At 68.5% G+C, this 14361-nt stretch carries 14 protein-coding genes and 1 pseudogene; 3 read left to right on the plus strand and 12 right to left on the minus strand.

Features of this window, described 5'->3' with window-relative positions; translation table 11 throughout:
• Positions 1–47: 47 nt before the first annotated feature.
• The 3 genes from A6302_RS16200 to A6302_RS16210 form a co-directional block, all read right to left on the minus strand.
• Positions 48–653, minus strand: a complete 606-nt coding sequence (locus A6302_RS16200; protein ID WP_069307913.1) for a class I SAM-dependent methyltransferase — start codon at positions 651–653, stop codon at positions 48–50.
• Between the two features lie 224 nt (positions 654–877).
• Entirely contained in the window at positions 878–2491 is a 1614-nt protein-coding gene (locus A6302_RS16205; RefSeq protein WP_083255838.1) for a diguanylate cyclase, read from the minus strand.
• A complete protein-coding gene (locus tag A6302_RS16210) occupies positions 2416–2979 on the minus strand; it encodes an SAM-dependent methyltransferase (RefSeq protein WP_069307915.1) in 564 nt (187 codons plus the stop codon). The genes A6302_RS16205 and A6302_RS16210 overlap by 76 nt, the downstream gene beginning before the upstream one ends.
• Positions 2980–3257: 278 nt before the next feature.
• On the opposite strand from A6302_RS16210, the gene A6302_RS16215 reads away from it, so the two are divergent.
• Positions 3258–4025, plus strand: a complete 768-nt coding sequence (locus A6302_RS16215) for a phosphomannomutase (RefSeq protein WP_210183358.1) — start codon at positions 3258–3260, stop codon at positions 4023–4025.
• A 77-nt stretch (positions 4026–4102) separates the two neighbouring features.
• On the opposite strand, the pseudogene A6302_RS16220 reads toward A6302_RS16215, so the two are convergent.
• The 5 genes and pseudogenes from A6302_RS16220 to A6302_RS23660 all read right to left on the minus strand — a co-directional run bounded on the left by A6302_RS16220 (position 4103) and on the right by A6302_RS23660 (position 10236).
• Positions 4103–6402: pseudogene (locus A6302_RS16220) on the minus strand (FdhF/YdeP family oxidoreductase).
• Positions 6403–6552: 150 nt separating this feature from the next.
• Complete coding sequence (locus A6302_RS16225) at positions 6553–7218, minus strand: aspartate/glutamate racemase family protein (RefSeq protein WP_280939332.1); 666 nt, start codon at positions 7216–7218, stop codon at positions 6553–6555.
• Between the two features lie 63 nt (positions 7219–7281).
• Positions 7282–8298 carry a DUF6282 family protein gene (locus tag A6302_RS16230; protein ID WP_069307917.1) on the minus strand — a complete coding sequence of 339 codons (1017 nt, stop codon included), beginning with the start codon at positions 8296–8298 and terminating at the stop codon, positions 7282–7284.
• Between the two features lie 34 nt (positions 8299–8332).
• Positions 8333–8956: a TRAP transporter large permease subunit gene (locus A6302_RS25445; RefSeq protein ID WP_280939335.1), complete on the minus strand. Its 624-nt coding sequence runs from the start codon at positions 8954–8956 to the stop codon at positions 8333–8335.
• Positions 8953–10236, minus strand: a complete 1284-nt coding sequence (locus tag A6302_RS23660; protein WP_210183359.1) for a TRAP transporter large permease subunit — start codon at positions 10234–10236, stop codon at positions 8953–8955. The genes A6302_RS25445 and A6302_RS23660 overlap by 4 nt, the downstream gene beginning before the upstream one ends.
• Positions 10237–10307: 71 nt before the next feature.
• Here A6302_RS23660 and A6302_RS16245 point away from each other — a divergent pair, with 71 nt between their 5' ends.
• Positions 10308–10646, plus strand: coding sequence for a phosphotyrosine protein phosphatase (locus A6302_RS16245; protein ID WP_245294107.1), 339 nt, complete (start codon positions 10308–10310; stop codon positions 10644–10646).
• A 67-nt stretch (positions 10647–10713) separates the two neighbouring features.
• Here the strand turns inward: A6302_RS16245 and A6302_RS16250 are convergent, their stop codons facing one another.
• The 3 genes from A6302_RS16250 to A6302_RS16260 form a co-directional block, all read right to left on the minus strand.
• Entirely contained in the window at positions 10714–11763 is a 1050-nt protein-coding gene (locus A6302_RS16250; protein ID WP_069307919.1) for a TRAP transporter substrate-binding protein, read from the minus strand.
• A 233-nt stretch (positions 11764–11996) separates the two neighbouring features.
• A complete protein-coding gene (locus tag A6302_RS16255; protein ID WP_069307920.1) occupies positions 11997–12836 on the minus strand; it encodes a MurR/RpiR family transcriptional regulator in 840 nt (279 codons plus the stop codon).
• 116 nt (positions 12837–12952) lie between these two features.
• Positions 12953–13249, minus strand: coding sequence for a hypothetical protein (locus A6302_RS16260; protein WP_069307921.1), 297 nt, complete (start codon positions 13247–13249; stop codon positions 12953–12955).
• 86 nt (positions 13250–13335) lie between these two features.
• On the opposite strand from A6302_RS16260, the gene A6302_RS22330 reads away from it, so the two are divergent.
• Positions 13336–13593, plus strand: a complete 258-nt coding sequence (locus tag A6302_RS22330; protein ID WP_141703860.1) for a hypothetical protein — start codon at positions 13336–13338, stop codon at positions 13591–13593.
• Here the strand turns inward: A6302_RS22330 and A6302_RS21500 are convergent.
• Entirely contained in the window at positions 13574–14140 is a 567-nt protein-coding gene (locus tag A6302_RS21500) for a PAN/Apple domain-containing protein (RefSeq protein ID WP_083255840.1), read from the minus strand. The two genes, A6302_RS22330 and A6302_RS21500, sit on opposite strands and share 20 nt — an antisense overlap.
• Between the last annotated feature and the right edge of the window lie 221 nt (positions 14141–14361).

Consider the following 14361-nt stretch of genomic DNA (forward strand, 5'->3'; position numbering starts at 1 on the left):
GCCACCTCCAAGGAGCCGCAACGGCTGGTCGCGGCAACCGGGCCGGGTCACGCCGTCATCCGCGCCAGCACGACACTGTGCCCCGCGCAGGCAAGATCGTTGGCGACAAAACTCTCCACGAGCAGTCCCGCCGCTGCAAGCCGCTCCTCAAATTCCGCCGGTGACAGCGACGCGTGGTAGACGGTCCCGTCGCCGACATGGCCAAGCGCCTCGCCCTCGGCCGGACCGACGGTCATCAGCAGCGCGCCGCCGGGCAGGAGGTGGCGGCCAAGGCGCGGCAGCAACTGGCGCTGTTCGTTCCGGCTGAGATGAAAGCTGCTGTTCCAGGCGACGATGCCGGAAAAGCGGCGACCGAGGTCGAGCGCGCGCATGTCGCCCGCGATCCAGATCTCACCGGGAAAGCGGGACCGGGCGAGATCAAGCATCCCCGCGGCAAAATCGATGCCGGTCACGCGGCGGCCCTGCTCGATCAGGTAGCGGGCGATCGGCTCGCCGGCGCCGCAACCGAGATCGAGGACATCGCCGCCGGCCGGCACATGCTGAAGAAGGCGATCCAGCCACGGCTTCTCGAACAGACGCCGCGAGCGCTCGCGATCCCACCGCCGGGCGTGGGTCTCATAAACTGTCCGATGCCCGTGGCGGATGTCCTCCATGCCGAGAGATCCTCGTTCCGCTTCTGGCGGATGCGCGAAGAGAAGCCAGCTAAAGACCGCTCCGTGCTCGGCGTCCGCATGGCTCTGACCCGCGCAAGATGCCCGGCGGGCGAACCCGGCCCTCCGCCGCGACGCGGCACCTCGCTGTTCTACACCACAACGCAGGCTATCCGGCGTGGGCCTATCGGGACAGGCGCCGGGCACGAGCCTCACCGGACGACGCTTCAGCGTGCGAGGGTCACCCGATCCCGCCCGCTGCGCTTGGCGCCGTAGAGAGCCTTGTCGGCCCGGCGCAACATCTGCTGCGGCAGCGTCTCGCCGTCGCGCAGGGTGGCGAGGCCGATGCTGAGGGTGAGGGGGCGGCCGCTCAGGCCGGGGCAGGGCTGCGCGCGCAGGCGGCGGCGCAGGCGCTCGGCGACGTCGGCGGCCTGACGTTCGGTCGTTGCCGGCAGGGCCAGCACGAATTCGTCGCCCCCGAGCCGAGCGGCGAAGGCCTCGGGATGGCCGATGTCGGCCAGCACGGCGCCGACGGCCGCGACCGCCGCGTCGCCGACGTCATGGCCGAAGGTGTCGTTGACCGACTTGAACTGGTCGATGTCGGCGATGAGCAGGGTGAAGGGGACGTCGCGCATCCGGCATTCGACGAAGGCCGCCATCATGAAATCCTCGAAGGCGCGGCGGTTGGCAAGGCCGGTCAGGGGATCGCGGGTGGCCAAGTCCTCGTTGCGGCGGAGCTCGTGATCGAGCCAGGTGGTGACCTGCTGGACGGCACGCATCAGCTGGCCGGCCTCGTCCTCGTAGCTCTCCGGCAGCGCCGGCAGGCGGCGGTCGTGGAGATAGGCGCGCAGAGACTCGGCGGCGAGGCGCACCGGCTGCAGCGCGCCCTCCAGCATGGTGAGGGTGAAGACGGTGCCGGCCAGCGTCGCGCCCAGAAGGACGAGCAGCATCGTCACCGGCCCGCTGTCGTCGCCGGCAAAGAACAGCGTGTGCACCAGCGCCGCGACCAGCGGCACATGGCTGCCGACGAAGCAGACGAAGAACAGCTTGAACCGGTAGCTGCCGGGCAGCGGCAGGCGATGAAGAAAACCGTAGATACCGAGGCGTCCGGTCCGTTCATGCATACGTGGATTCCCTGAGCGCTCCGGGCTCCACCGATAGGGTGATTGCCTTGTGCATGTCTGAACGCCGAGGGGCGCATTCGATTCAAATGCCGTCGAACCGGGCTCCCGTGGCGGCTTTGTGCGGCGGCGGCGGGACTGCAAAATTCGGTGGACAAGTTCTCGCCGCGGCCCAGCCGGACGTTGCGGCGGCGGGTGGCCCTCAGGCGGGCTTGCGCACGAGCAGGAAGCGTCGAATCCGCGGGCCCGCGCCGGCGGATCGAACAGCCGGTTGGCGAGGAGGGCCAGCGGCACGGACAGCGCAAGAGCGGCGTGCCAGAGCCAGCGGTGGGCGAAATAGGGCGGACCGCCCGCGCCCTTCGTCCGCACCGGCACCAGCCGGTCCATCCAGCCGACGGCGCTGCCGTAGGGCGAGGCCGGCAGCGTCTCGTTCTCGATCACCTCCAGGCCGGCGAGGGAGGCAAGGGCGGCGAAGGCATCCGCATTCCACCAGCTGAAGTGATGCGGCGGTCCGTTGAGCAGGTTGTTGGGGATTTCCGTCAGCACGGAAGGATGGGCCGGCGCGCCGATCGCGATCAGCCCGCCCGGGCGGACAAGGGCCACGAGATCGTCCACAAGGCCGCGCGGATCTTCCACATGCTCGATCACCTGAAAGGCGGTGACGAGGTCATAGCCCGCGCCGCCCGCTTCGAGATGCGACCGTGCCTTCTGGCGCAACACCCGCGGGTCGGGGTCGGCACGGCGTGCGGATCGAGGCCGGTGAATTCGGCATGGCCGAGATGGGAGGCAAAGCCGCCGCGCCCGCAGCCCACGTCGAGCACCCGGTCGCCGGGGCGCACGTGACGGGTGCTGCGCAGATACTCCTGCCGGTCGGCAAGCCCGCGCTCCGGCGCGTCGTGGCCGCGCCAGCGGCTGTAGAGGTCTTCGTAGAAGTCGGCCGAGCCGGCGATCATCGGGTGGAAGAAGTGGAGGCCGCAGTCCGACCGGTAGAGCCCGAGCTGGTCGATGCCGCCGTAGTGGCCGGAGATGTCGGTGCGTCCGGCGATGCGCCAGAGGTCGGCGAGGAAGCGGGGCGGGATGCGCTGCACCAGCCGGCTGCGCCCGCCGGTGAGCGGGCAGGGCGGTGTCTTCGCGCGCGAGGTCGCCGGACCGACGTGGAGCCCTGCCTGCTCGCCGTGAACCGTGTCTTCACCGTCGACCTTGCTCATGACGCCCGCCCGCCCGCACTGTCCGCCCGCATCGTTCGGCATGCGCCGGGCCGCGCTCAGCGTCGGCAATTGCGGGCGGCCGCGCAAGCCGGCGATGCCCCTTGATTCGGATCGAGCTTCAGATGAGAATGTCTCCAGATGTCACGGGGGCATCTTTTTTATTAAAATTCATCGACTTATGGGGGCAGGCCATGGTGCCGAGGTCCGGGGCGCTGATTTGCGCCGGTTTTCTCACAGCTGTCGTTCTCTCTGCCGGCGCGGCCTCCGCCGAACCCGGCGTGGCGCGTGGCGAGTATCTCGTCCGCGGGCCGGCCGGCTGCGGCAACTGCCACACGCCCTTCGGCGCGGCCGGGCCGGACATGGGCCGCGAACTGGCCGGCCGGCTCGTCGACGACAATCCCGCCTTCACCGCCTATGCGCCCAATCTCACGCCCGGCGGGCAGATCGCCAAGTGGAGCGACGCGGAACTGGCCAAGGCCATCCGCGAGGGGCTGCGGCCCGACGGCACGCTGATCGGCCCGCCGATGCCCTTTGCGATGTATCGCGGCCTGTCGGACGACGACCTGATGTCGATCGTGATGTTCCTGCGCACCCTGCCGGCGGTGGACAACACGCTGCCGCCGTCGGTCTACCGCGTTCCGCTGCCCCCGGCCTACGGTCCGCCGGTCGAAAGCGTGGCGGCAATGGCGCCGTCGGTGTCGGCCGAGTATGGCGCCTATCTGGCCGGCCCGGTCGCCCATTGCATGGAGTGCCACACGCCGATGGGGCCGCAAGGGCCGATGCTGGACACGGACCTCGGCCGCGGCGGCTTCGAGTTCCACGGACCCTGGGGCGTGTCGGTCGCCTCCAATCTGACCAGCCACGAGGACGGGCTGAAGGGCTATTCCGACGGCGAGATCGGCGCGATGATCACCGGCGGCGGGCGCCCGGACGGATCCGGGATGCTGCCGCCGATGCCCTACGGCTATCTTGCGAAGACGACGCCCGAGGATCTCGCCGCCATCATCGCCTATCTGCGCGCGCTGCCGCCGCTGCCGGACAAATGAGCCCGGCCGCGGCGAGCCTTGGTCGGCCATCGGGCGCGATGGCCGGCCTCGTTGCGGCCGGCCTCGGGAGGGCGCCGTCAGGAGGCGACCCTGACCGGCACCGACTTGGCCGCCGGCACATGGGCCTTCTTCTCGTGATGCCAGAGCGGCATCAGCGGGTTGAGCTCGGGATAGTAGCCGGCGCAATTGCCTGCGGGATCGAATGGGGTGTCACCCGCAGTCCGCCCACCCGGCGGTGGATGCCGTCTCCGGCGGTGGATTCCAGCGCCACCTCCTGCCCCTCGCGCAGGCCGAGCCGGGCGATGTCCGCCTCGTTCATCAGCAGGACCATCCGCGTGCCGTTGATGCCGCGCAGCCGGTCGCGATAGCCGTAGATGGTGGTGTTGAACTGGTCGTTGGAGCGGATCGTCAGCAGGCTCAGCGCACGCTCGTCCGTGAGGTCGACATTGTCGTCCGCCTCCAGCGACGGCGGGACGAGGAAGTTCGCACGGCCGCTGCCCGTCTTCCAGACGCGGCGGCTGGCCTCGATGTCGCGGCGGAAGCCGCCGGGCTGGCGGAAGCGGGTGTTGAAGCCGAGGAAGTCGTCCGGATAGCAGTGTTCGATCTCGTCGCGCACCACCGCATAGTCCGCCACCCACGCATCCCAGGGAATGGAACTGCGGCCGTCCACGGTTGCCTTGGCAAGTTCGGCGACGATCCGCGGCTCGGACAGGACATGCGGCGACGGCGGCTTGCGGCGGCCGAAGGAGCCGTGGATGCAGGCGGTCGAATCCTCGATCGACAGCCACTGCTCGCCGGAGGCCTGCACATCGCGCTCGAGCCGCGAGATGCACGGCAGCAGATAGGTGACCTTTCCGGGCAGGAGGTGCGTGCGGTTCAGCTTGGTGGCGATCTCCACGTGGAGCTGCATGTCGCGCCAGGCCGCCTCCACCCGGCCGGTTTCGGGAACCGCGCGGGCAAAATTGCCGCCAAGACCGAGGAAGGCCTTCACCGATCCGTCGATGATGCCCTCGCAGGTCTGGACCGTGGCCCGGCCGGTCTCGCGCGGCGGCTCGAAGCGGTAGCGTTCGGCGAAGGTGTCGAGTGGGGCGAGCTCCGGCTTTTCGGTGATGCCGACGGTGCGCTGGCCCTGCACGTTGGAGTGGCCGCGCAGCGGCGAGATGCCGGCGCCCGGCCGGCCCATGTTGCCGCGCATCAGCAGCAGGTTGCACAGCATGTGCACGTTGTCGGTGCCGTTGCGATGCTGGGTCAGGCCCATGCCGTAGTTGGCGATCACCCGCTCCGCCTTGGCATAGTCCGCGGCGACGCGCTCCAGATCGGCGCGGGCCAGGCCGGTGCGTGCCTCGATCTCCGCCCAGGTGGTGGCCCGGACGAAGGCTTCGAACTCGGCAAAGCCGGCGGTGTGGTCGGCGATGAAGTCCGTGTCGAGAACGCGCTTGGCGCCCGCTGCCTTTGCGGCGTCATCGAGGGCGAACACGCCCTTGGCGATGCCGGTGATGGCGGCGATGTCGCCGCCGCCGCGCAGCTGGAAATAGTCGGTCGACATCTTCGTGCCCGGACTCCCCGAGAGCATGGCCACCGGATCCTGAGGGCTCTTGAACCGCTGCAGGCCGCGCTCGGGGAGGGGATCGAAAGTGACGACCGTGGTGCCGCGCTGCCGGGCCTTCTGAAGCGGATGCAGCAGGCGTGGCGCGTTCATGCCGGTGTTGTGGCCGAAGAAGAACATCATGTCGCAGCGGTCGTAGTCCTCGATCTCCACGGTGCCGACCGACGAGCCGATCGATTCCGGCAGGCCCACCGATGTGGACTCGTGGCACATGTTGGAGGAATCCGGCAGGTTCGAGGAACCGTAGATCCGCGCCAGCAACTGGTACATGAACGACGTCTCGAGCGACGCGCGGCCGGAGGTGTAGAACACCACCGACTTCGGATCGAGCGCCTTCAGTTCGGCGCCGATCTCGCGGAACGCCTCCGCCCAGGCGACCGGTGCATAGCGGTCGGTCTGCGGATCATAGCGCATCGGCTCGGTGAGCCGGCCCTCGAGTTCGAGATCATGGTCGGGCCAGTCCAGCAGCTCCGTCACCGTGTGCTTCTCGAAGAAGGCGCGGTCGCAGCGCCGCGTGGTCTGCTCCCAGAAGGTGGCCTTGGCGCCGTTCTCGCAGAATTCGAAGGGATGGGCATTCGCAGGCTTGGCCCAGGAGCAGGACACGCACATGAAGCCGCCGGGCTTGTTCTGCCGCAGCATCGTGCGCCAGATTCCCGAGAACAGAAGCCCCTGCCGCGCCGAATTGCGGATCAGCGAGATGACCGACCCCCATCCCCCCGTCGGATGCTTGTACTCGTGAATGTCGACCTTCCGGGGTTCTGTCTTTCGCATCTTTCGGCCCTTCACCTGACTGTCTAGGCGAACCGCATGCCGGGCGGGGTTGTTCCACGATGACCGGTGACGGGGCGGAAATGCGTGCCTGCGGGGAGGGCGTCCGGGGAGGCTGGGGATGGCGCCTCTCGCACAAGGCGCGAGCCGGCGTCAGCCCGCCGCCTGCATCGACGTCTTTCGTCCCAGGAGGGCCCGGATCGCGGCCGGAACCGGTTCGATGACCATGGTCGCAAGTTCCCGGGCGAGGTCGGTGGCGGCATCGGCCAGCGGGCCGCCACCGATGATCACCGCCTCCGCGCCGTCCTCCTCGATGGCAGAGCGCACTTCCTCGCGCAGCCGGCCGCGCAGCGTCGTCAGGTCGGCCATCACGGTTTCCGGATCGCCCGGTGTCGTGCGGATCGACAGCAGTTGCCGGGCAAGCCCGTGACGCACGGCGCAGCGCCGGATCGCATCGACGAGCCGGGGTGTCGTCGTTGCCACCGAGAAGCGGCGCCCGCCGGCTGCCGCCTCCATCATGCTGGCCTCCGCGAGGCCGACGACGGGACAGCCGAGCCGCGCCTTCAGCACCTCGAGCCCCGGATCGCCGAAGGCGGCAACGATGACGCCGTCGAGGTCGCCGGCAGCGTGTTCGGAGGCGCTGGCGATCACCGCATCCGCGGCAATCGCCAGCGAGGTCTCGTCGGTGATGAGCGGCGCGCCGAAGGCCGCCGTTGCCCCGGTCACCGCCAGCCGGCCGGCCGCCGCACGCCGGGCCACGGCCACCATGAGATCCGTCGCCGCCGCCGAAGTGTTGGGATTGATCAGAAGGACACCCACGTCACGCCGCCATTCTTCTTGTTGTTGTTCCGGTCTGCCGCGGTCGATGACCACGCCGTTGCCTCAGGCAAGGCCCAGCAGCCGCGCAGGGTTGATCCGGACCATCGTCTCGATCTCGCCGACGGAGAATTCGAGGTCGAGAAGCGAGCTGATCAGCAGCCGCATGCCCTCGACCGGGGCTGGCGCCGAGCGGATGCCGTAGTCGGTGGCGAGGACGAAATGCTCCACGCCGATCTCGCGGATCTGCCGGGCCCAGGGCACGATGCCCTCGAAGGCCGGCGCGTTGGCGATGCCGGCGATCTCGTCGGCCCATTCCCGCTCGACATAGTAGTTCGTGCGCGGCAGGCCGCGGTGGAACATCCAGTCCGACACCGCGCCTTCGAGGAAGACACCCCGGGCAGCGAGACTCTTCTGCTCGTCGGTGGACAATTGGGCGCGGGCCGGATGGGCGACGATCAGCCTGGCGACACCATGGTGCTGCGCCAGTTCGGCGAGACGCAGGGCCTCGGCGCCCGAGACGTGGCCGGTGTTGAGATAGACGTCCGGACGGGCGGCGACGAGGTCGAGGATCTCGGCGAGCTCCCGGGGGATCGGGCCTTCGAGCGGAATGCGGATTGCCCGTGACAGTTCCTCCTCGACGAACTGCGGATAAAGCTCGGCGAGGCGGACCGGCCGGCCGTCGATCATGCGGCCCTCGCGGCTCGCCATGTGGTGGGTGCAATGGGCGCCGAGGTGGACGAATTTCGCGCCGGACCCGTAGGCAAGCGCCGTCTTCACCGCACGCGGGTTGAGCCCGCCGAGGCAGGAGGTGAGGATGATGCCGCCGAAGACGTCGATCCCCGGCACCGCGCGCTTCACCATCCAGGCCGTTCCGGCGCTCACGCCGAGCGTATGGTCGTAGAAGACCAGCGCGCGCATGCCGGCGGCCTTGGCCTGCTGGGCAATCTGGAACGGATCCATCCGTCCGGGGCAGGACATCAGCCACGGGCCGCTGTGGATGTGGGTGTCGATGGCGCCGGCAAGCAGTTCGTCCGGCAGCTCGTAGGACCGGTGGTGGAAGGTCTCGCCGTGGTTCGTCATGGGGGCAGTTCCTGTGGAAGGCGATCCGGCGATCTCAGTTGGCGATCAGGCCGGGGGCGAAGAGCACGATGCCGGGAAAGATCGTGATCAACGCGATGAAGAGGAGCATCGTCGCCACGAAGGGCAGCACGCCAATGATGACGTCGTTGATCTCGCCCTTTTCGCGGATGCTCTGGATCACGAACAGGTTGAGCCCGACCGGCGGCGTGATCATCGCGACCTCGATCAGCAGCATCATGATGACGCCGAACCAGACGGCGTCGAAGCCCGCCGCAAAGACGGTCGGCGCGATGATCGGCACGGTCGCGACCATCATCGTCAGCGTGTCCATGAACATGCCGAGGACGAAGTAGAACACCACGACCATGAGCAGCAGGGCGTAGGGCGTCAGTCCGAGGCCGACCACGAGATCGTTGATCGCCCTGGTCAGACCGATGCTGCCGATGACGAAATTGAGGAAATAGGCGGCCACCAGCAGCGCCATCGACATGGCGGTGGTGCGCATCGAGCCGAGGATCGCCGCTCGCAGCATCGGCCAGGTCAGCCGGCCGTGGCGTGCGGCAAGGCCCAGCGAGGCGGCGAGCCCCAGCGCGCCGGATTCGGCCGGCGTCGCAACCCCGGCATAGATCGATCCGACCACGAGCAGGAAGATCGTCATCGGCGCGAGGAAGGCCGGCAGCGCGCGCCAGCGGTCCTGCCAGGTGAAGGAGATGCGCCGGCCGCGCGCGCCGGATAGATCCGGCAGACCAGCAGCGTCGTCGCCATGAACAGCAGGACGAGGAGCGCACCGGGCACGAAGCCCGCCAGATAGAGCTTCGGGATCGAGGTGTCGGTGAGCAGGCCGTAGAGGATCATGTTGGTGGAGGGCGGGATCAGGATGCCCACCGTGCCGCCGGCCGCGAGCGTGCCGAGGAACAGGCGGCGGTCGTAGCCGTGGCGCTCGATCTCGGGAATGGCGACGGTGCCGACGGTCGCCGCCGTCGCCACGCTGGTGCCGGACGTCGCCGCGAACAGGCCGCAGGAGGCAAAGTTCGAGTGCATCAGGCCGCCCGGCAGCCAGGACAGCCAGCAGGACATCGCGCCATACATCCGCTCCGCCATGCCGGAGCGCAGCAGCACCTCGCCCATCATGATGTAGAGCGGGATGGCGAGCAGGATGAAGCTGGTGCTCGTCATCCAGCGACGTCGCCGAGTGCGTAGGTCAGCGGCAGGAAGCTGTAGGTCTTGGTGAGCGCAACCCCGAGCAGCCCCATGCTGGCGGCCACGGGCAGGCTGAGACCGATGAAGAGGACGAGAAGGATGAGCGTGACCGGGATCATGTCTGGCTGCTTTCCGGCGAGGGTGTTTCATCGGGACCGGTCCGGGTGCCGGCGATGGCATGACTGCGGCCCGGTCGCCGCGCGCCAGCCGTGTGGCGGCGATGAGCAGGAGCACGGCGCCGGTGGGGACGAAGGCCACATGCGCGGCGGCCCACAGGGCCTGCGGCAGGGCCAGCGGCGTGCGAAGCTGGGTCAGGGCGCGGGAGTCCCGCATGAACGACACCCACGCCGTGTCGACGGCATACCAGGCGACGAGGGAGAAGAACCCCGTCAGCGCCGCCAGTGCGACGAGGTCGATGACCGCCTGAAGGCGTGCGGGCATGAGGCGGGTGAAGGAATCGACGCGGATGTGCGCGCGCTCCACGAGGCAGTAGGGGAAGGCCAGCGTCGATCCGATGGCGAGCGCGTAGCTGCAGAGCTCGTCGGTCACGCCGGTGGAACTGCCCAGGATCTTGCGCACGAAGACCTCGACGCAGATCAGGGCTGCCGCGGCGATGATGATCAGCCCGCCGACGATCGCAAGCCCGCGGGCGGCGAAGGCGGTGGCGCCGAGCAGGCCCGCAAGGCTCGCGGTCCCGGCCTGCCCTTTGGCGTTGTTGTCGTCTGTCACAGGTTTCATCCTCGACTTCGCGCCGCCATCGGCGAGGAGATCGTCACGCGGGTCCCGGCCGGCAGCAGACAACTCGCCGTTTGGCCCCGCTGGTCCGGACCGGAGATCTGATCGATAGTCGGACAATGACCAACATCCTTTTCATCTGCGGGAAGGCCCGCAAGAGAAGCCCGACGGCCGCCGCCGTCGCCGCCGAGCACCTCGGCCAGCCGACGGACTTTGCCGGGCTGAGCGCCGATGCGGACGAGCGTGTCGGTGCCGAGCACCTCGCCTGGGCCGACACGATCGCCGTCATGGAGAAAGCGCAGCTGTCGCGCCTGAAGCGGCAGATGGGAGCGTCCCTCAAGGGAAAGCACCTCTCTGCCTTGATATCCCGGACAGCTTCGAGTTCATGCAGCCCGAGCTCGTCGACCTCGTGATGTCGCGGCTCGGGCGCCTTCTTCGCTGACGGCCTCGCAAGGTCGCGCCGCCGCCCCGCGCTGATCGTCAGTCGGCCTTCAGCGTGAAGCCGACGGCCTTGCCGACCGTGTCGTTCCATTCGGCGGCGCAGTCGCTGCCGCAGCGGCTGGCGAAGGCCGGCAGCACGCTGCTCTCCATGATCTGCGCGCGCTGCTTGAGATCCGCGGCGCTGGGCTCGACGATGGTCATTGCGCCCTTGACCCCGAGGTCGCAGGTGCCGTCGCCACGGTTGCAGTTGATGCCCTCGGCGGTCGCCTCGGCGGCCAGCGCCCAGAGCGTTTCCTCCAGCTTGCCGTAGCCCTCCTCGACGACGGCCTGCTGCTCCGGGGTGAGCGCGTTCCACGCCTCGAGGTTGGCGCCCCAATACTGGATCGCCCAGCCGAGGCTCATCGGATAGAGGTGGCTCGTCACCTCGAACCACTTGGAGGTGTTGCCGGTCAGCGTGCCGGTGATGGCGCAGTCGATCACGCCGTTCTGCAGGGCCGGAACCGTGTCGCCGTAGGGGATGTTGACGGCCGTGGCGCCGGCGCCGGCGACGAAGTCCGTGAGCGCCTGGTTGTAGACGCGGATCTTCCGGCCCTTGAGGTCGGCGAGCCCGGAGACCGGATCGGAGCACCAGATCGCCTGGGGCGGATTGGCGCCAAGCGCGAGCAGCTTGATGCCGAACTTGTCGCGCAGCGTCGCGTCCAGCACCGGGCGATAGGCGGCGCAGGCGGCGCGCGCCTCGTCGAGGCTGCCGGTGAGACCGGGAAGATCGCAGCCCTCGAATTTCGGCTCGTCGCGGACCGCCTGGGTGAGGCCGCCGCTGGCAAAGGAGATCGCCCCGCTCGACAGCATGCGGATCACCTCCGGACCCGAGACGCCGAGCTGGTCCGCGGAGACGAGATCGACCTTGACGGTGTTGCCGGAGAGCTCCGGCAGGATTTCCCCGAAGAAGGGGACCTCGCCTTTCGTGTGCAGGATGTTCTGGATGGGCTGTCCCACGACCTTGAGGGTGACCGCGGGTTCGTCGGCGGCCGCGGGCACGGCAAGGCCGACGGCAAGAAGTCCACCCATCACCTTCGCAAGCTTCATCATCGCGATCCCTTTCAAGTGTGAGGCCGACCGACCGGGGCCGGCGGATGACACGGACGGAGGGGCCGACCCGCCATGGTCGGACCCATCAAGAAACATTTGTTTCTTCTGATGGGGATCACGATACGTTTGTTTCACGACATTGCAATGCCGGACCCGGCGCAAAAATGCCGCCAGACCGGTCATGCGAACAATATGTGCAATTGCCTCGGGATTCTGCCGGATGTCGCGGCAGATCAGAGCTCTTCGAGGGCGTCGTTGAGGGTTTCGATCCCGCGCAGGCGGGCGCGTCCGGCCGATCCGGCCCGGGCGATCGTCTCGTCGGTGATGAGGTGGCAGATCGCCATGACCGAGACATGGTTGAACAACGGCCCGCTCGGCGAGGTCTCGCAGCGCAGGTGCCAGGAAACCCCGCTGTGGGGCGGTGCCCCCTCGTCGGTGATGTAGACGAGGCGCGCGCCGCTCTGCTCGATCTGGTCGAGAACGAGGCCGAGGCTGACCGGCCGGCGCCGCAGGCCGAAGACGAGGACGACATCGGCCGCGCCGACGCCCACGAGGTGTTCGCCCATGGTCTGGCCGCCACCGGGGATGACGCTGATCGTTTCGAGAACCTGGAGCAGCTGCCAGCCGACATAGGAGGCAAAGGCGTGGCTGGCGCGGTAGCCGACAACCCAGACCTTGCGGGCCGACAGCAGCGCATCGGCGATCGCCGGGATGGTCGTGTCGTCGATCGTGCTCAAGGTGCGCTGGAGGTTTTCCACGGTGCGGGCGAACTGGGTGTCCAGCGAGGTCCGCGCGTCGGCAAGCGTTCGGCTCGCCAGATAGAGCCGCGAGCCGGTCGCCTTCTCCTCGCGGGCATGGCGGCGGGCCTCCTCGAAGGAGACGTAGCCGAGTTTCCGCACGAAACGGGAAATCGTCGCCTTGGAGACGCCGGCGAGCGCGGCCAGCTCTCCGGAGGAATAGCTCGCGAGATCGCCGGGAAAATCGCAGAGCATGTTGCCGAGCTTGCGCTCGGCCGGATGCAGCGTCGGCAGCGCCTGGTTGACCCGGCCAAGAAACGACTTGTCGCCCTGCATGACACCGTCATGAAATGAATGTTTCACAGCCCATGCATTTCAGCCCAAGGGCTCACTTTCAAGCGAAAGTTTTCCGGCCCTCGCCCGGTCGCAGCGCGGCGCATTCCCCCGCCCCCTTACCGCGGCAGGAAACAGCGGCGCTCGCGTCCGTCCTCGCCGAGGCGGGCCAGACCGGTGGCGACGAGGGTTTCGAGCACCTCGCGCACGCGCCTGCGCCGGGTCGGCGTATTGCGGCCGTCGAAGACGCTGGCGATGGCCTCGGCAGGGGTTGGCGCGGGCTTGCCGACGATGGCGGGGACCGGGTCGTCCCAGCCGTAGGCGGACAGCACCGCATGGTCAATGTCGTCGCGGATCTCCTTCAGGACGGAGATGACGTTGGGCTTCTTGGGAGAAAGCGGCGGTGCGGCACGCACATTCTGAGGCGAGCGCGCGACGATGCGATTAACCGCATGTTAACGATCGGCGGCCATGGTTAACGGACGTTTACCATGAGGCCGCCATGCTTCGATCGCTCGCCGCCGGACTGATCCTTGCACTTCCGATGACCGCCGTTCCGGTGCCCGCAGCCGAGCGGGCGCCCGGGGCGGCGGACGAGCGCGCTCCCGGTGTTGCACTGCCCGGCCCCTTGGAAGACGCCCCTCTCGTCACAGGGTCGATTGCGCCGACGCGCGCGGGCTGGAAGACGGCGCTTGCCGATGTGGACGCCGCGTTCCGCCGCACGCTTCCGGCGCTCGCAGTCAGCGATCCAGGGGAATGATCTTTATCGGGACGTAGCGCATCGTCGTCTTGATGCCGCTCGTCAGGCCTGGCACGAAGCGACTGTTGACGGCAGCCGCCTTCAGCCAGCACTGCTTTCTGTCCTTGATCCAGGTGAAGGCCTGACAGGTGTCGTCTGCGACACAGGCGAGGCGGCAGGCCTGCGCTGTCGTGGCCTTCGCGTGGGGCCGCCCCGTCAGATCGGCGCCCGGCAGATCGGTATCCTTGAGCAGCCCGAGCTTCGGGTCGATCGCCCCGACGACGATGGGGGCGGGATCCGGATCGCTGCGGCGGAGCATCACTCCGGACATGGCGACCGCGTTGCCGTCCGCCGAACGACTGTCGCTCTTCAGGAAACAGTTCGGCCCGCGCACGACGCGCTCGTCCGCGTTGAACGTGAAGGCGCGGCAGCCCTCTCCACGCTCCAGGCAAAGTGCCGCGCAGCCCACGAGATCCGCCGTGCGCGCGGAATCGAGATCGGAGCCGAAGAAATCCAGCCCCGTGTAGACGGCGATACGATCCGGTCGCCGAGTATAGCTCTCGATCACGGAAAGACCCGAGGGTGCGACGAGGGCAGTCTGTGGTGCGCTAGGGGGAGGGACAGCTTCGCTGGCGGCGGCCGTTTCCGCGGCGTGCGCGGCCTCCTCTCGCCTGCGATCGGCGCCGACACCGTTGCCGGCTGGTCGCCGGGCGGTGCCGTGCCCGCACGCCGTTCGATGCCGTAATCGGAAATTTCCTCCCGGCTGAAGACATGCATGCCGTGGGAGGG

Origin of the sequence: Methylobrevis pamukkalensis (assembly GCF_001720135.1) — a bacterium.
GTDB lineage: Bacteria > Pseudomonadota > Alphaproteobacteria > Rhizobiales > Pleomorphomonadaceae > Methylobrevis > Methylobrevis pamukkalensis.